The following is a 16,947-nucleotide window of genomic DNA, read 5'->3' as shown; positions in this document are numbered from 1 at the left end:
AAAATATATTCTATCCTAATTTTTCCTTTAAATATGGAGCTGTGAGTGAAATTTTATTTTTTATAAGTTCTTCTGGAGTTCCCTGAAAAATAATATTTCCTCCTCTAATTCCACCTTCCAAACCTAAATCAATAATATAGTCTGCACATTTTATCAATTCGATATTATGTTCAATGACTATTATTGAGTGTCCATTTTCAATCAAAGCATTAAAAGAGGCTAATAGTTTTTTAATATCATGGAAATGCAATCCAGTGGTAGGTTCATCAAAAATAAAAAGGGCTTTTTCTTTGGTTGCTCCTTTAACTAGAAATGAAGCAAGTTTAATTCTTTGTGCTTCTCCGCCAGAGAGAGTAGAAGAGGATTGTCCTAAAGTAACATATCCCAAACCAACATCTTGCAAAGGTTTTAGTTTTTGTGCAATTTTTCCAGCAGAATTTTCAGTAAAAAATGATACAGCATCATCAATGGTTAAATTCAGAATATCATCAATCGTTTTTTCAGCAAAAGTTACTTCTAAAATTTCTTTTTTGAATCGTTTTCCATGGCAAGCATCACATTCTAAATGAACATCTGCCATAAATTGCATTTCAATGGTTACTTCGCCTTCACCTTTACATACTTCACAACGTCCTGCATCAACATTAAAAGAAAAATGCTTTGGTTGATAATTTCTGATTTTTGCCAATTTTTGATTTGAAAAAAGCGTTCTAATGTCATCGTAAGCTTTGATATAGGTTACTGGATTGGATCTTGATGAACGACCAATGGGATTTTGATCAATAAATTCGACATGTTTTATAAACTCATAACTTCCTTTTACAGCAGTATGTTGCCCGATTTTATCTCCATAACCTGCTATTTTTTTCTGCATGATGGGATATAAAATCTTTTTAACCAAGGTGCTTTTTCCTGAGCCTGAAACTCCTGTAATTACTGTTAAACACTCCAAAGGAAATGTAACATCGATATTTTTAAGATTGTGCTCTCTTGCACCTAAAATTTGAATGGAATTTTTAGAAATTCTTCTTTTTTTAGGAACTTCAATTTTAAGTTGATTATTTAAATATTTTGCAGTTAGCGAATTGGATTGCAAAATTTCATCAAAATTTCCTTCAGCAACTACATTTCCACCATAGGTTCCTGCTTCAGGGCCAATGTCAATAATATAATCAGCTTCTTTCATGATGTCTTCATCATGTTCTACAACAATGACTGTGTTTCCTAAATCGCGCAAATTTTTTAAAACTCCAATCAAACGCTCAGTATCTTTTGGATGCAAACCAATACTTGGCTCATCTAAAATATACATGGAACCTACCAACGAACTTCCTAAAGAAGTTGCTAAATTAATTCGCTGACTTTCTCCTCCAGAAAGTGTATTGGATGGTCTGTTCAAAGTTAAATAGTTCAAACCAACATCATTTAAAAATTGCAAGCGATTTTTGATTTCAACCAATAATCGTTTCGCAACTATTTCTTCATATATAGTGAGGTGTAAATTTTTAAAAAATGCAGCCAACTCATTCAAAGGAAGAGTTACCAAATCTGTAATAGTTTTGTCATTTATTTTTACATAATTTGCCTCAACTCGCAGGCGCTTTCCTTGACAGGTTTGACATTTTGTTTTTCCTCGATAACGAGAAAGCATCACTCTGTTTTGAATTTTGTAGCTTTTTTCTTCCAAAGCCTCAAAAAAGTGGTGAATGCCATGAAAACTTTTGTTTCCATTCCAAACCAATTCTTTTTGTTTTTCTGTCAATTCGAACCAAGGTTTATGAATTGGGATATCAAATTGATACGCAACAGCCACTAAATCTTCTTTGTAATGTCTGAAAGAATCTGTTTTAAAAGGGAAAATTGCATCTTCATAAATGGATAATCCTGTATTTGGAATAACTAAATCTTCATCAATTCCAATGACATTTCCATAACCTTCGCAAGTTGGACAGGCTCCATAAGGATTGTTAAAACTGAATAAATGAGTATTGGGTTCTAAAAAAGAGAGATTGTCCAATTCAAATTTATTACTAAACTCAAAAATTTTTGAAGTTTCTAAATTTTCTACAAAACAAGTGCCTTTTCCTTCGAAAAATGCAGTTTGAATAGCATCACCCAATCTGTTGTAAAAATCTTCGTCATTTTTGGTGATGATTCTGTCAATAACTAAATATATAGGTTCATTTTTATAGATTTCTAGAGGAAAATCAGGAATTCTATACACAGTTTCTTGCCATTTTATACGTGCATATCCTTGTTGTTCTAAAACTTGAAAAACCGTTTCTAAATTTCTGTTTTCTGGTATATATATAGGAGAAAGCAATAATAATTTTGTTCCATCAACAAATTCTTTGATAAAATTCACTACATCAGAAACCGAATCTTTTTTTACTTCATTGCCAGAAATAGGAGAGAAGGTTTTACCAATTCTAGCAAATACCAACTTCATGTAGTCATAAATTTCTGTTGAAGTTCCTACAGTTGAACGTGGATTTGTAGCATTTACTTTTTGTTCAATGGCAATTGCAGGTGCAATTCCTTTGATATAGTCAACTTTTGGTTTGTCTAATTTTCCTAAAAATTGTCTTGCATACGATGACAAACTTTCTACATAACGTCTTTGACCTTCAGCATAAAGTGTATCAAACGCCAAAGAAGATTTTCCTGAGCCAGATAAACCAGTAATTACCACCAATTTATTTCGAGGGATAACAACATCAATATCCTTTAAATTATGGAGTTTTGCACCTTTTATGATGATATTTTCTTTGGGATTTATAGTCGCTAAATCGGTCTTCATGGTCTTCGAAAAATAAACTATAAAAGTACCAATAAAATCATTTACTTAAAAAAAGTTTCTATTTCTAATTGTTAAAATTATTTGTTTGTCTAAAAAATAATTCTATATTTGACCACGTAATAACCACAAAACAAGACGCATATACTAAAAAACTACTTTTAAAATTAATATCAAATTAATCAAAATTGAAAGAATTTTCTTTCAAAAAAAGTAGTTATGATGCGTACAAATGTCACTTCAGATAGTTTATTAGTCAAAAATTATATTTTAGGAGATGAATCTTCTTTAGAAATTTTAATCAATAAGCACCAACAAAGACTCTTTAGTTTTATTTATAGTAAAGTAAAAGATAAAGATGTTGCCAATGATATTTTTCAAGATACATTTATCAAAGTAATTAAAACTTTAAAGAAAGGAAATTACAATGAAGAAGGTAAGTTTTTACCTTGGATAATGCGAATTGCTCACAATTTAATCATTGATTTTTTTAGGAAAAATAACCGAATGCCAAATTTTAAAAATTCGGATGAGTTTGATATTTTTTCAATCATCAGCGATGATTCCTTAAATGCTGAAAAACAAATTATTCAAGAACAGATTTTTGATGATGTGCGAGAGTTGATCAATGAATTGCCAGAAGAACAAAAAGAAGTGTTGATTATGCGAATGTATAGAGACATGAGTTTTAAGGAAATTAGCGACAATACTGGTGTTAGCATCAATACAGCCTTAGGAAGAATGCGTTATGCACTCATCAACATGAGAAAATTAATAGAAAAACATAAAATTATTTTAATTAATTAACAATAAAGATAAAATTGTATCGTTAAGGATTTATAATCAAGTCGTTAAATTCACTATATGATGCAACTTTACTCCAAAAAGTCATCTGAAATTCAGATGCAACCTAGAAAAGAAACAGTTCAATTTTTGATTAATTTTTCCAAGTCGCTAACTATTGTAAAAACAAAATCAAAAAATTTCATTGAATTGAATTTGAATTAAGAGTGGAAAAAGCTTCAACAAACGTTGAGGCTTTTTTTATGATTTTTTTTAACACAAAGTCGCAAAGGTTTTTCGCAAAGTTTTTCTTTAAGACTTTAGAACTGATAATTAGTTAAGATTTTGCTTTGTAATATTCATCCAAAACAGATTTTCTTCCAACCGTTTTTGTAATGATGTCTTTTTCTAAATCCCAACCCCTTGCAGGAGAATATTCACGTCCATACCAAATAATTTGCAAATGCAAATCGTTCCACAATTCTTTAGGAAACAATCTTTTAGCATCTTTTTCTGTTTGCACCACATTTTTTCCATTCGATAAATTCCAACGAAAAAGCAATCTGTGAATATGAGTATCTACAGGAAAAGCAGGAACTCCAAAAGCCTGACTCATAACAACGCTCGCTGTCTTATGGCCAACAGCAGGTAATGCTTCCAAAGCTTCAAAACTTTGCGGAACTTCACCATCATATTTTTCAATCAATATTTTTGACAATCCATAAATGCCCTTACTTTTCATTGGTGACAATCCACAAGGCTTGATAATCTCTTTGATTTCATCCACAGTGAGTTTTACCATATCAAAAGGATTGTCTGCTTTTGCAAACAAAATCGGAGTGATTTGATTTACTCGAACATCAGTACATTGTGCTGATAATAAGACAGCTACCAATAAAGTGTAGGGATCTTTGTGATTTAACGGAATGGGAATTTCTGGATAGAATTCCTGTAATTTTTGAATGATAAAGTTTACGCGCTCTTGTTTGGTCATCAATTTAAATTTGATTGGAATACAAATTTAAACAGATTAATCTAATTCTGCATAAATATCATCATCCCATTCAAATCCTTTAACTGCCCAACCAATATTATTTTGGTAAAAACTAATTCTCATTCTTAGTATAAAATTTTCAAATCGAATCGCATAGACTTCTTTATAAAGTACATTTTTCAAATTAGTCTCTTTTACTTTGATAACGTCAACACTTTTACCAAAATTAGAGATGAAATAATCTTTATAACTCTCTGTTTTGATTCTTATTGAATCGACTTCAATTTCACTAAGTGCCCAGTAAGGTTTTATATCATTAAAGGCAACTTCAAAATTCATATTTAAAAAATCATTGGCAGTTTTTTTAGTAAAAGCCTGAACTTCTGCAATATCTTTGAATTTTTTAGTTTGACTAAAAGTAATTGAGTTAATCATTAGCAAAGTGATTAAAAAGGTACGTTTTCTCATAATTGATATTTTTAATCACAAATTAAATTTGAATTTATTCGAAATTAAATAAGGCAAATGACTTATTTTTGAAATTATTTTCAAATTAAATTCAAATTACAGATGACATCACTAAAAAAAGGAGACAAAGCACCCAATTTTGAGGCAAAAGATCAAATTGGAAATACCATCCGTTTGCAGGATTATTTAGGAAAAAAGTTAGTATTGTTTTTTTATCCAAAGGCAAATACGCCAGGTTGTACAGCAGAGGCTTGTGATCTGAGAGATCATTACACTGTATTTTTAGCAAAAGGGTATGATATTGTGGGAGTAAGTGCTGATGCTGCAAAGCAACAACAAAGTTTTACTACCAAATATGAGTTGCCTTTTCCATTACTTGCTGATGAAGACAAAGAAGTAATCAAAGCTTATGGTGTTTGGGGTCCTAAAAAATTTATGGGAAAAACTTTTGATGGAATTCATAGAACCACATTTGTAATAGATGAAAATGGTTTTATTGAAGAGATTTTTGCAAAAGTAAAAACCAAAGAACATGCAACACAGATTTTAGGAAAATAAGTCTAATTCTTTTTACAAAAAAAGCGTTTTTCAAATTTAGAAAACGCTTTTTTAGTTATAACTTCATTCCAATTTTAAAGTTTAAAACCCTTCCTGTCATAAAATTCGGAATTCCGAATTGTGTTTTAGAATACACATCACGAACCCAAGTATTGGTAATGGCATTTTGAATATCAAACATGTTGAACAATTCCAAACCTGCTGTTAGTTCTTTAAAATTAGATAACCATCCAGTTTGATATCGTTTATTGGCATCTGTAAAAACGTATGAAATTCCTAAATCTGCACGTCTATAATCGCGCAAACGCTGTTGAAATTGATATACATCAGCATACGCAGGAGAACCTCCAGGCAAACCAGAATTATACACTAAATTCAAATACGCTTTTAAATTTGGCAAATTCGGAACATAATCTTGAAATAAAATTCCGAATTTAATTCGTTGATCTGTGGGTCTTGCAATAAAACCTTGATTATTGATATTTTCTTCAGTTTTTAAATAACCCAAACTTACCCAACTTTCACTTCCTGGTACAAACTCACCATTCAAACGAATGTCAACTCCGTAAGCATAAGCAGTTGCAGCATTGTCTGCTCTATATCTAATTCTCACATTATCAACAGTATATGCATTTACATCATTCAAATCTTTGTAATATGCTTCCACTGTCAATTTAAAAGGACGTTCCCACATATCGTAACTGTAATCCATTCCTGTTACCAAATGAATGGACTGTTGTGCTTTTACATCCACATTGATATTTCCATTAAAATCACGCAATTCACGATAAGAAGGAGGTTGTGCATACAAACCACCAGAAATTCTAAAAAGCATGTCTTTATCCCAATTGGGTTTGATGGCAAATTGCGCTCTCGGACTTATAATTGTTTGATTTTTTGAGGCAATTCCATTTCCTGTAACTGACCAATGATGCGCTCTTACGCCAATATTGTAAAAAATTTCGTGGTCGTTCCAAAAAGTTCTTTCATCAAACTGAACAAAGCCAGAAACACGATTTATGGAAACTTCATTATCTTTTCTGATATTTTGAAATGGTACAATTTCACCTTCAAAAGGCTCATAAGGTTGATTATTTCCTGCATGATGTGGAGGACGAATTGAAAATCCTAAAGAGTCAATAACTTCCCATTCGCGTATACGATCTCTAATATCTTCTTTTTGATATTTCGCACCAAAAGTCCATTGTTTTTGATCTTTATTAATGCTACCTCTTACTTGAAAATTGGTGATTAACGCATCTAAATCGTTTCGAGCATGATTGAGTTGCGAACCAATTCCCTGTGAAAATTGAACTTCGCCAAAATTTTCTGAGCCAATATTGGCATCTACTTCACCCAAATTGTATTGGGCAGCAATATCAAAATATTCTTCTTCTTGCGTGTTGTATCTTGATGCAATTGTGGTGATTGTAAAGTTCTCATTGATTTTATAATCTGCAGAAAATGCTCCAAAAAGTGTCAAATAATTATCTTGTTCTTGACCATTGTAAAATACAATCAATTCTAATGGATTTGCAACTGTTCCAAAACGAGTTCTTCTAGAAAGTGGTTTGTAATTGTAATTATTTAACGAAAAATTTCCTAAGAAATTCAAGCCAAATTTTTCTGAAAACTCATATGAAAGATGTGTTTGAACATCTGTAAATTTGGGCCTAAAATTCACTTCAATTTGTTGGCTGTTTACGAACAAACTATTGTCTCTGTAACGAACTCCAGTTATGGTACTTAATTTTTTATTTAAAAACTGACCTTCAAAAGTGGCACTTCCTCCTAAAAAACTAGCATCAATTGTGGTGGCAGTTTCTGTAGGTTTTTTGTAAGTAATGTCTAAAACCGATGAGAGTTTATCACCATATCTTGCTTGAAAACCACCAGCAGAAAAATTGATATTTTGAATCATGTTAGTATTGATAAAACTCAAACCTTCTTGTTGTCCTGAACGAATTAAAAAAGGTCTATATACTTCAATACCATTTACATACACTAAATTTTCATCAAAATTTCCACCACGAACATTGTATTGTGTACTCAATTCATTGTTGTTATTTACACCAGGTAAAGTCATTAAAATATTTTCAACACCTGCATTTGGGCCAACTACATTTTTTACTTTGTTGATGTCGATTTTTGTAATTCCTTGCGCTTCTTTTTTATTGTCTTTGATAACAATTTCTTTTAATTCTTCTGTTTTTAAAGTTAGAATAGGTGAAAAGCGAATGCCATTTCTATTATTTACAGTTATTTTTTCTGATAAAGTTCGGTAAGAAATATGACTAAAAACAAGTGTAACTTCAGTATTTACAGGAATTCTGATGGAATAATTTCCGTTTTCGTCAGTTTCTGTTCCTGTATTTCCATAAGTAATTGAGACCTTATCAATAGGTTGTTTTAGGTTGTTTTTTACAGTTCCTTTTACGATGGTTGTTTTTTGAGCTACCAAAAAAGTAGGAAAAAAAAGGAATAGAAAGAGTAATTTTTTCACAAAGGCTAATTTACTTGTTTTTTAAAGAACGTAACAGAAAGCTCGTTCGTATTTCCCACATTGTCATAAACTACAATTTTAAACAAATGTTTGCTACCAACCAAAACTTTATCAGTAAAATCGTAGGTAAGAATTCCTGTTTTGTGATTGTATTCCATTAAAATCCATTCATCATTTAAGGTGGCTCTATAGGTATCAATCCCTGAACCAATATCACTAATTTTTACTTTTAAAGTTTCGGAATTTGAAATCCATTGCCCATCTTTTACGTAGAGTAATTGTATTTTAGGTTTTTGATTATCAGTTGCTAACGTGTAATTTCCTAAATATTTAGTTGTTGTAAAAAAAGTGCTGTCCCTTTTCCTGGTATATTGATATCTTGGATATTTTGGATAATCAATATTGGCAATATAAAGTTGTTTTTTTTCTTCATCACTGTATTTAGAAACATCAAAAGTGAGTGTAAATTGATCATTTAAAGGAATTGTTTGTGGGTAAATTTTGGCAATTCCGTTTTCAACTTTAAAATCTAAATATGTATCACTATAAAATGTGCTTTTTGGAAAGGCAACTGTTACACCATTCAAAGAGAATTTATGGAATTTTTTTGCAACTATTTTGAATGAAGTTGTATAATTTTTTTGAGATAAAATGGATTCAGTTTCTTTACCAATCACAGGGATTTTTAACGTGCTTTCATTTCCATAAAAATCTTTAGCAATGATACTTACAGTATAATTTAAATCTTTTTCGATATTGATTTTTCCAAAATCAATCAAGTCTTTGTAGGTTGATAAAGTATTTACAGAATCAATAAATGTTTTTTGAAAACGAGTTTTGTATTTTTTAAAATGCTCATAATCAATATGAAGATTGATGAATTTGCTTTCATCAAATGAAAAAGACTGTAGATCATGATGGTAAAACCGTTTTCCATTCACGAACATTTCAAGGCTTTGAATGCCTAATTTATTGTAAGTATCATTACTTTTATCAAACACTTCAACACCAAAACCAATGGTATTATTTGCCATAATTTTATCAGTAATATAATTATTGTTGGCAATTTTTTTTACAGATAGCTGAAAACTATTGTTTTGATGATTGATATGAGAATTGTTGTTTAAAGCAAAAACTTTTACGGATTGAAAAATAGGAGGTATGCTGTCATTGATTGCGATTCCGAAAAGCAAAGGATTGATAATTTTTTCACTTTCTGTATCACGAATTTCGAAATGTAAGTGAGGTCCTCCAGAACCTCCAGTATCCCCAGAAAAAGCAATCAATTCGCCTTTTTTGATTGGGAAAGAATCTTCTTTTAATCTTGTTTCTTCAATTTCATAACATTCTTTTTGATACTGAATTGATTTTAAATAAGCTTCAATTTTTGGAGCAAATTTGCTAAGATGTGCATACACAGAGGTGAATCCGTTTGGATGAGTGATATAAATAGATTTGCCATAACCAAATTGACTTACTTTGATTCTTGAAATATATCCTTCAGCGGCAGCAAGAACTTCTAGTCCTTCAATTCCTTGAGTTTTGATATCTAATCCTGAATGAAAATGGTTGTTTCTTAGTTCACCAAAAGAACCTGATAAAATGATCGGAATTTTTAAAGGAGATTGAAAATAATCTTTTGGGTATGGGGCTTGACAAATCCCAAAAAAATAGGAAAACAGCACAAAAGTGAACAGAATTTTTCTCAAAAGACAATTATTTTTTGTAAAAATAATAAAAAATATGGTTTTTGTAAATTCTTTGTTAGTAATGTATGAATAAAAAAGCAGTTAATAGTTGTAAAATAAAAAACAGATTACTAACTTTGTAAGGATAGTTTATTCTAAAAAGCAAAAATGAGTAATACGCTTGAAGCAGTTCATTTATTGGAAGTTACGTTGCAAAAATTACTTTCTAATTATGAATTTTTGGTAAAAGAAAACCAGATTTTACTTCAAACGAATACAAAATTACAACAGCAGCTCTTAGAAAATGAACAATTTTTAGCAAATCAAAAGAAAGAATATGAAATGCTTAAAATTGCAAAAACTATCGAAGGCAGTAGTAAAGATACAAAAGATACAAAATTGAAAATAAACGCATTGATTCGAGAAATTGATAAATGTATTGTTCAGTTACAAGAATAAAGTTCTTTAAATGGCGGAAAAACTAAAGATTAATGTAGTAATTGCGGGCAGAACCTATCCTTTGAGTGTAAATAACACCAATGAAGAGGAAGGAATGCGTAAAGCTGCAAATGCTATCAATAAATTGATAACCCTTTATGAGCAAAACTATGCTGTTAGCGACAAACAAGATGTGTTGGCTATGTGTGCATTGCAATTTGCTTCGAAATTAGAAATCAGTGCTTTAGAGAAAAATTCCACCAATAAAGAAGCAATAGAAAAATTAAATGAATTGACAAATTTGGTCAATGAACATTTAAAGTAAGTTCTTTAAAATACATTAACACACACTGCCTACGTTAGTAATTTGTTTGATAAACTCAACAAAAATCTATTATAGAGGATGAGTTTTAGTTGCTAAAGCAAGCCATCAGAACTAGTTTCTTTAGATGGATCCTTGATCAGCTAGTTAGTCCTAATCATGTAATAATAGAGTTTATATAAACCCCACTAATGTAGGCTTTTTTATATACTAAATTTAAATTATGGATGGAATGATTCTTCCCATTTTATTGGGAGTTTTAGCTGGAGTAGCTATAGGTTTTATAATCTTTAAAGCACTAGAAAAATCAAAAGGAAAAAGAATACTAGAAAATACAAGAAAAGAAGCGGCTTCTATTATCAAAGAAGCAAAAATTGATGCAGAATCAATTAAAAAAGACAAAATTCTACAAGCAAAAGAAAAATTTATTGAACTAAAATCAGAACACGAAAAAGTAATTTTAGCTAGAGAAAAAAAGATTTCAGAAGTTGAAAAAAGAGTTCGTGAAAAAGAATCAATTGTTGCATCAGAAATTGATAAAAATAAACGATTAACCAAATCTCTTGAAGACAAACAAAAAGATTACGATACAAAACTTGATTTTTTAGAGAAGAAAGAGAGCGATCTTGAAAAAATGCACAGTCGTCATATAGACATGCTAGAACAAATTTCAGGATTGTCAGTAGAAGAAGCTAAAAAAGAATTGATAGCTTCTTTAAAAGACCAAGCAAAATCAGAAGCTATGGCTTTTGTTCAAACATCCATAGAAGAAGCCAAATTAACAGCAGAACAAGAAGCTCGTAAAATTGTTTTAGGAACCATTCAAAGAGTTGGTGTTGAACAAGCTGTTGAAAACTGTGTATCTGTTTTTAACTTAGAATCTGATGATGTTAAAGGAAGGATCATTGGTAGAGAAGGTAGAAATATCAGGGCTTTAGAAGCTGCAACTGGTGTTGAAATTATTGTTGATGATACTCCAGATGCTATTATTTTATCTTGTTTTGATCCTGTTCGTAGAGAGATTGCACGTTTGGCAATGCACAAATTGGTAACTGATGGACGAATTCACCCTGCAAGAATTGAAGAAGTTGTTGAAAAAACTGAAAAACAAATCACCCAAGAAATTATTGAAATTGGTAAAAGAACCGTAATTGATTTAGGTATTCATGGTTTGAATCCTGAGTTGATTAAAATCGTTGGACGAATGAAATATCGTTCTTCTTATGGTCAAAATTTATTACAGCATTCACGTGAAGTAGCCAATCTTTGTGGAATCATGGCTGCTGAAATGGGCTTGAATGTAAAATTGGCAAAAAGAGCAGGATTATTACATGATATTGGAAAAGTTCCAGATGCTGAGAGTGATTTACCACACGCATTATTAGGTATGCAATGGGCTGAAAAATACGGTGAAAAAGAGGAAGTTTGCAATGCGATTGGAGCGCACCATGATGAAATTGAAATGAAGTATTTGATTTCGCCAATTGTACAAGTTTGTGATGCAATTTCTGGAGCAAGACCAGGTGCAAGACGTCAAGTGTTGGATTCGTATATTCAACGTTTAAAAGATTTAGAAAACATCGCTTTTGGTTTTCCAGGAGTCCAAAAAGCCTATGCAATTCAAGCAGGACGTGAATTACGTGTAATGGTTGAAAGCGGAAAAGTGAGTGATACAAAAGCATCTGAATTGTCATTTAATATTTCTCAAAAAATTCAAAATGACATGACGTATCCAGGACAAGTAAAAGTTACTGTAATCAGAGAAACAAGAGCTGTCAATGTGGCTAAATAATTAGTTATTAAAACTCATTAGACAAAATATTTTTTTAAAAATATGATTTAAGAAAAATCTTGCTTTTTAAGCAAGATTTTTTGTTTTAGAAAAGAGTTAAAATTCACTTTTTAAAGCTGTTCTTAATTCCTTTTTCAAAATAACTATTAGTTATTTTCCTCTGTGAATGTTAGGATGGGCTTTTATCTTCTAGGATGATAGGTTTCTACAACTTCGCGCAAATAACTTTTATCTAAATGCACATAAATTTCAGTTGTTGTTATACTTTCATGACCTAACATTTGCTGAATTGCTCTTAAATCTGCACCATATTTTAATAAATGTGTAGCAAAAGAATGACGAAAAGTATGTGGACTTATTTTCTTTTTCAAATTGATTTTAGTAGCATTTTCATTAATCATCATAAAAATCATTTGACGCGTTAATCCCTTCCCACGTCTATTTAAAAACAACGTGTCTTCATGATTTTTTTGAGGTTTTTCATGAATTCTGATTACATTAATGTAGGACTGAATAAATTTTTGAGCTTGTGTATGAATTGGCACAAAACGCTCTTTATTTCCTTTTCCTAAAACACGAATAAAACCTTCATCAAAAAATAAATCTGAAATTTTTAACGTAATAACTTCACTAACTCGTAAACCACAACTGTACATGGTTTCTAAAATAGTTCGATTTCTTTCTCCTTGAGGATGACTTAAATCAATGGCTCCAATCAAAGCATCAATTTCTTCTTCAGAAAGTGTATCAGGTAATTTGCGCCCTATTTTTGGGGCTTCAATTAAATCTGTAGGATTTGTTTTTCGATAATCTTCAAAAACTAAATATTCAAAAAAACTTTTTAAGCCCGAAATTAATCGCGCTTGGCTTCTTGCATTTATTTTTTTTGCAGCATCATAAATAAATTGTTGAATGACGGTTTCATCTATTGCAATTGGTGAAATAGAAATCTCATTTTCCGAGAGAAATTTGCTTAATTTTTCTAAATCATTTGTATAACTATTGATGGTATTGATAGACAAACCACGTTCAATTTTTAAAAATGTTTGATAATCTTTGATGGCGATATTCCAATTCATAAACTAAAGATAGTTAAAATACATTTAAAGAAAAAAGTTTGATTTTTATTGTAATAAAAAAAAATAGAATCTAAACTAAAGGTTATTTTATTTAGATTTGCCCCTTAATTTTTAATAAATATAACTCATGAAAAAAGTATTATTAGTAATTTCTATTGTTTTATCTGCGATAGTAAATGTAAACGCTCAAGAGACTAAATATGGAATTACTGGAGGATTTCACAATGTCACAATCAGTGCATCAGCAGGAGGTTTTACAGTTTCAGATGGTGCAGCTGGTTTTTTTCTTGGATTTTTTGCTGATTTCAATGTTTCTGAAAAGTTGAATATCCAACCTGAAATTCATTTTGCATCTGCATATCAAGAGGGAGAATCTTTGAATGAAATTATCATTCCTGTAATGTTAAAATATTTTGTAACAGAAAAATTAAATTTACAAGCCGGGCCTCAATTTGATTTTGTGACTGAAGAGTCTGATGGATTGAATAAATTTGGAGTAGGTTTAGGATTTGGATTAGGGTATGATTTGTCTGATAAAGTATTTGTAGCTTCAAGATATTCGCTAGGATTAAGTAATAGATTTCAAGATACATCAATGGGAGTTACATCTAAATTTGACACTTTTCAATTAGGTTTGGGGTATAGATTCTAAAAAAAACTATTCATATTTATAAAAGGAAGCAAATTTGCTTCCTTTTTTATTAGAATTTATTTTCAAAAAGCGTAAGCTCGTAATTTAAAAAAGATAATTGTGAAAAAAAATACTACATATGTAGTATTTTTAAATATCAATAAAATATATCACAAATTATTGCGATATTCATTTTATTTTATATATTTGTTTCATAATTTAAAAATTAATAATTATGAAAAAAATGTTATTTATTGCTTTTTTTGCAATTTGTGGATTAGGAACTGCAAATGCTCAAAGTTTTAATGCTGGAGTAAATTTAGGTTTACCAGCTGGTGATGCTGACATGGTTTCTTCTTTCGTTTTAGGAGGTGAAGTAAACTATATGTTCACATCTGATGACACTTTTAATTATGGTGTTACTGCTGGAATCAATTTTTTCTTCAAAAAAGATCCTTTTGACAATGCTTCCTTTTTGCCAATTGCAGCTTCTGGAAGATATAATTTATCAGAAGATTTCGTTTTAGGTGCTGATCTTGGTTACGCTCTTGGTCTTTCTCCTTCTGGAAATGATGGAGGTTTTTATTACAAACCGATGTTAGGTTACAACCTTTCAGAAAAAATGATGGTTACTGCATCATATTCAACTGTAAATGTTAGTAATGGTGGTGGAAACTGGGGCAGCTTTGGACTTGGCTTAATGTTTGGATTATAGTAGTAAATAAAAATCATATTATAAACGGAAACTGAAAAGTTTCCGTTTTTTTTATACAATAATATTGTATTTTTGAACTATGAAAATTATCATTATTAACGGTCCCAACTTAAATCTCCTCGGAAAAAGAGAGCCAACAATATATGGCAATGAAACTTTTGAAATGTATTTTGATACTTTACAACAAAAATTTCAACATTTAAAATTACATTATTTTCAATCAAATATTGAAGGTGAAATTATTGATAAGCTTCATGAAGTTGGTTTTGATTTTGATGGAATTGTCTTAAATGCTGCTGCATATACACATACTTCTGTTGGAATTGGAGATGCTGTAAAAGCTATTCAAACTCCTGTTGTTGAAGTGCATATATCTAATATTCATGCCCGCGAAGAATTTCGTCATCAAAGTTTTATTGCGCCAAATGCCAAAGGAATAATCGTTGGTTTTGGTTTGCAAGGCTATGAATTGGCTTTGAAAAGTTTTGGCTAAAAATAATCTAAATCAAAAATCATTTTAATATCTGCGCGTTTGTAATTGGCTGTTTTCTCTAATTCAACTTCTTTAAAACCAATTTTGTGATATAAGGTTATTGCAGGAATCAATTTTCAATTTGAATATAATGTAATACTTTTCCAACCTTTATTTTTACCAAATTCTAAACAATGTAACACTAATTTTTCTCCTAGTTTTTGTCCTCTAAAACTTGGTTTTACAGCCATTTTACTCAATTCGAAATACGTTTTTTGATTGATTAAAGAAACAACACCTACAATTTCCTCTTGATATTTTGCTAAAAAAATAAAGCCTCCTGAATCTAAAATGTATTTTTTTGGTTGGCTCAGCACCAATTCATCATAAGGTTCTATATAAAAATAGGAGCGAAGCCATGCTGCATTCAAATCATAAAAATCTTGTGCATATTGATTTTCAAATGGGATAATTTCAAAAGAAGGAGTTTTCATTCAGATTTGTGAATTGCTAAGGTTTAAATTCAAAATTATTTATAAAGGTTTTTATGAGTTAAAAACCAAAATCTTACAGCAAATAAAAGAAGTAAAGGAATGACTGCCATTGGAAATTCTTGAATTTTTAATAACCAAAGAATAGGAATCAAACTCAAAAAAACAATTAATAATTTTACGTATTTTGCAATCCATTTTGGTGGTTTTTCCTTAAAAAGGAAAAAAGCAATTAAAAAATTAGGCGCAAAAGCCCATAAAAAATTAAAGTTGTTTGGTGTTGTTGAATGATTGGTGAAAAACCACAAAAAAACAATCAATATTCCTACAATTCCTGTAAATGAGAAAATAGTAACATCTAACCATTTTGCTCGTTTTTGATTTTTTATATCAGAAAAAGTGATGTAAATTCCAATAATAGAAAAAATCAGGAAAATTAAAAAGGGACTAAAAAGTGAAGTTTTTGGAGCTAAATTTTTAAAATCAAGTAAAATTTCTTCATTTTTTACCAAATTTTCAGAATTTCCTTGATTTGTAATTTTACTGTTTTTAAAAATTGAGTATATGTATTTTGGCAAATACATAAATCCTTCTACAGACGCTTTTTTATCTAATTTACTTCCTAAAGCCACATTAATTCCAAAACTTCCCCAAGAATTCCAAGGTATTTCTTGATTCATCAATTGTCTAAAAGTTTGATTTTTTGGAAGATTTTCCTCACCAAAATGAAGCTTATTTTTTAAAACAGAAGAAGTAATATCTCTCAATTTTGTCGCACAATTATCAAAATAAGGATCGTATAAATAATCGCTATTTTGAGGAAGTGCATTATTTTCTAGGTAATTGAAAAAAGCTTGTTTTTCTTGTTGGGTTAAATTCAAAACTTGTTGTTTTACCCAGCGTTTGTCTTGATAATAACTCTGTAAAAAAGTGCTGAAAGGATATCTTCCTAAAGTGTATAATAATTTTCCTTTGACAAAATTGGAGTAAAAATTTGGCTGATTAAAATCAAACATTCCATAGTTGTAAATCAAATCCAATTGCAACATTGGGTCTTTTACTCTGATAGCTGAATGACCAAAAGCTTCATACAATTCAGTTCCAGGACCAGTAGTTACAATGCTAATTTCTGAGTAAACAGATAATTGAACTTGCGATTGTAATGAATTGAAAAACAGCGAAAAAAGAATTAGAAAAGCGTATTTTTTTATCATAA

General features: G+C 30.2%; 16 protein-coding genes and 1 other RNA gene. 9 read left to right on the top strand and 8 right to left on the bottom strand.

The annotated features are described in order from the left end of the window. Positions 1-10: 10 nt before the first annotated feature. The gene (gene uvrA, locus WHA43_RS03345) at positions 11-2,800 is read right to left on the bottom strand and encodes an excinuclease ABC subunit UvrA (RefSeq protein WP_105045730.1); all 2,790 of its coding nucleotides are present in this window, start codon (positions 2,798-2,800) and stop codon (positions 11-13) included. A 216-nt stretch (positions 2,801-3,016) separates the two neighbouring features. On the opposite strand from uvrA, the gene WHA43_RS03340 reads away from it, so the two are divergent. Then, positions 3,017-3,604, top strand: coding sequence for an RNA polymerase sigma factor (locus tag WHA43_RS03340; protein WP_394372833.1), 588 nt, complete (start codon positions 3,017-3,019; stop codon positions 3,602-3,604). A gap of 313 nt (positions 3,605-3,917) precedes the next feature. Here WHA43_RS03340 and WHA43_RS03335 read toward each other — a convergent pair whose 3' ends face one another. Further along, a complete protein-coding gene (locus WHA43_RS03335) occupies positions 3,918-4,574 on the bottom strand; it encodes an endonuclease III domain-containing protein (RefSeq protein WP_105045729.1) in 657 nt (218 codons plus the stop codon). 36 nt (positions 4,575-4,610) lie between these two features. Next, positions 4,611-5,042 (bottom strand): hypothetical protein, encoded by a 432-nt coding sequence (locus tag WHA43_RS03330; protein WP_105045728.1) that lies wholly within the window; start codon positions 5,040-5,042, stop codon positions 4,611-4,613. Between the two features lie 102 nt (positions 5,043-5,144). Here WHA43_RS03330 and bcp point away from each other — a divergent pair, with 102 nt between their 5' ends. After that, positions 5,145-5,600, top strand: coding sequence for a thioredoxin-dependent thiol peroxidase (gene bcp, locus WHA43_RS03325; protein WP_105045727.1), 456 nt, complete (start codon positions 5,145-5,147; stop codon positions 5,598-5,600). Between the two features lie 55 nt (positions 5,601-5,655). On the opposite strand, the gene WHA43_RS03320 is transcribed toward bcp, so the two are convergent. After that, complete coding sequence (locus tag WHA43_RS03320; RefSeq protein ID WP_105045726.1) at positions 5,656-8,103, bottom strand: TonB-dependent receptor; 2,448 nt, start codon at positions 8,101-8,103, stop codon at positions 5,656-5,658. Between the two features lie 5 nt (positions 8,104-8,108). Beyond that, positions 8,109-9,812 carry a M23 family metallopeptidase gene (locus WHA43_RS03315; protein ID WP_105045725.1) on the bottom strand — a complete coding sequence of 568 codons (1,704 nt, stop codon included), beginning with the start codon at positions 9,810-9,812 and terminating at the stop codon, positions 8,109-8,111. A gap of 147 nt (positions 9,813-9,959) precedes the next feature. Here WHA43_RS03315 and WHA43_RS03310 point away from each other — a divergent pair, with 147 nt between their 5' ends. The 4 genes from WHA43_RS03310 to rny all read left to right on the top strand — a co-directional run bounded on the left by WHA43_RS03310 (position 9,960) and on the right by rny (position 12,343). Continuing rightward, positions 9,960-10,250 (top strand): hypothetical protein, encoded by a 291-nt coding sequence (locus WHA43_RS03310; RefSeq protein ID WP_105045724.1) that lies wholly within the window; start codon positions 9,960-9,962, stop codon positions 10,248-10,250. A 10-nt stretch (positions 10,251-10,260) separates the two neighbouring features. Next, positions 10,261-10,554 carry a cell division protein ZapA gene (locus WHA43_RS03305; protein ID WP_105045723.1) on the top strand — a complete coding sequence of 98 codons (294 nt, stop codon included), beginning with the start codon at positions 10,261-10,263 and terminating at the stop codon, positions 10,552-10,554. 53 nt (positions 10,555-10,607) lie between these two features. Next, a non-coding RNA gene (ssrS, locus tag WHA43_RS03300) (6S RNA) lies at positions 10,608-10,727 on the top strand. Between the two features lie 47 nt (positions 10,728-10,774). Then, complete coding sequence (rny, locus tag WHA43_RS03295; protein WP_105045722.1) at positions 10,775-12,343, top strand: ribonuclease Y; 1,569 nt, start codon at positions 10,775-10,777, stop codon at positions 12,341-12,343. A 182-nt stretch (positions 12,344-12,525) separates the two neighbouring features. Here the strand turns inward: rny and xerD are convergent, their stop codons facing one another. Further along, a complete protein-coding gene (xerD, locus tag WHA43_RS03290; RefSeq protein ID WP_105045721.1) occupies positions 12,526-13,422 on the bottom strand; it encodes a site-specific tyrosine recombinase XerD in 897 nt (298 codons plus the stop codon). Between the two features lie 127 nt (positions 13,423-13,549). Here xerD and WHA43_RS03285 point away from each other — a divergent pair, with 127 nt between their 5' ends. The 3 genes from WHA43_RS03285 to aroQ all read left to right on the top strand — a co-directional run bounded on the left by WHA43_RS03285 (position 13,550) and on the right by aroQ (position 15,261). Next, entirely contained in the window at positions 13,550-14,074 is a 525-nt protein-coding gene (locus WHA43_RS03285) for an outer membrane beta-barrel protein (protein ID WP_105045720.1), read from the top strand. A gap of 214 nt (positions 14,075-14,288) precedes the next feature. After that, complete coding sequence (locus WHA43_RS03280; RefSeq protein ID WP_211290303.1) at positions 14,289-14,768, top strand: outer membrane beta-barrel protein; 480 nt, start codon at positions 14,289-14,291, stop codon at positions 14,766-14,768. Positions 14,769-14,847: 79 nt separating this feature from the next. Continuing rightward, the gene (aroQ, locus tag WHA43_RS03275; RefSeq protein WP_105045719.1) at positions 14,848-15,261 is read left to right on the top strand and encodes a type II 3-dehydroquinate dehydratase; all 414 of its coding nucleotides are present in this window, start codon (positions 14,848-14,850) and stop codon (positions 15,259-15,261) included. A gap of 116 nt (positions 15,262-15,377) precedes the next feature. On the opposite strand, the gene WHA43_RS03270 is transcribed toward aroQ, so the two are convergent. Further along, positions 15,378-15,734, bottom strand: coding sequence for a GNAT family N-acetyltransferase (locus tag WHA43_RS03270; RefSeq protein WP_317197484.1), 357 nt, complete (start codon positions 15,732-15,734; stop codon positions 15,378-15,380). Between the two features lie 35 nt (positions 15,735-15,769). Then, a complete protein-coding gene (locus WHA43_RS03265; protein WP_105045718.1) occupies positions 15,770-16,945 on the bottom strand; it encodes a DUF4105 domain-containing protein in 1,176 nt (391 codons plus the stop codon). Positions 16,946-16,947: the final 2 nt, after the last annotated feature.

The organism is Polaribacter gangjinensis (genome assembly GCF_038024125.1).
Classification (GTDB): Bacteria; Bacteroidota; Bacteroidia; order Flavobacteriales; family Flavobacteriaceae; genus Polaribacter; species Polaribacter gangjinensis.
The sequence above is the reverse complement of the archived record's forward strand: the minus strand, read 5'-3'. Positions and strand labels throughout refer to the sequence as shown.

Coding starts and splice junctions, on each gene's coding strand:
- uvrA (WP_105045730.1), bottom strand. CDS start 2,800: ATGAAGACCGATTTAGCGACTATAAATCCCAAAGAAAATATCATCATA.
- WHA43_RS03340 (WP_394372833.1), top strand. CDS start 3,017: ATGATGCGTACAAATGTCACTTCAGATAGTTTATTAGTCAAAAATTAT.
- WHA43_RS03335 (WP_105045729.1), bottom strand. CDS start 4,574: ATGACCAAACAAGAGCGCGTAAACTTTATCATTCAAAAATTACAGGAA.
- WHA43_RS03330 (WP_105045728.1), bottom strand. CDS start 5,042: ATGAGAAAACGTACCTTTTTAATCACTTTGCTAATGATTAACTCAATT.
- bcp (WP_105045727.1), top strand. CDS start 5,145: ATGACATCACTAAAAAAAGGAGACAAAGCACCCAATTTTGAGGCAAAA.
- WHA43_RS03310 (WP_105045724.1), top strand. CDS start 9,960: ATGAGTAATACGCTTGAAGCAGTTCATTTATTGGAAGTTACGTTGCAA.
- WHA43_RS03305 (WP_105045723.1), top strand. CDS start 10,261: ATGGCGGAAAAACTAAAGATTAATGTAGTAATTGCGGGCAGAACCTAT.
- rny (WP_105045722.1), top strand. CDS start 10,775: ATGGATGGAATGATTCTTCCCATTTTATTGGGAGTTTTAGCTGGAGTA.
- xerD (WP_105045721.1), bottom strand. CDS start 13,422: ATGAATTGGAATATCGCCATCAAAGATTATCAAACATTTTTAAAAATT.
- WHA43_RS03285 (WP_105045720.1), top strand. CDS start 13,550: ATGAAAAAAGTATTATTAGTAATTTCTATTGTTTTATCTGCGATAGTA.
- WHA43_RS03280 (WP_211290303.1), top strand. CDS start 14,289: ATGAAAAAAATGTTATTTATTGCTTTTTTTGCAATTTGTGGATTAGGA.
- aroQ (WP_105045719.1), top strand. CDS start 14,848: ATGAAAATTATCATTATTAACGGTCCCAACTTAAATCTCCTCGGAAAA.
- WHA43_RS03270 (WP_317197484.1), bottom strand. CDS start 15,734: ATGAAAACTCCTTCTTTTGAAATTATCCCATTTGAAAATCAATATGCA.
- WHA43_RS03265 (WP_105045718.1), bottom strand. CDS start 16,945: ATGATAAAAAAATACGCTTTTCTAATTCTTTTTTCGCTGTTTTTCAAT.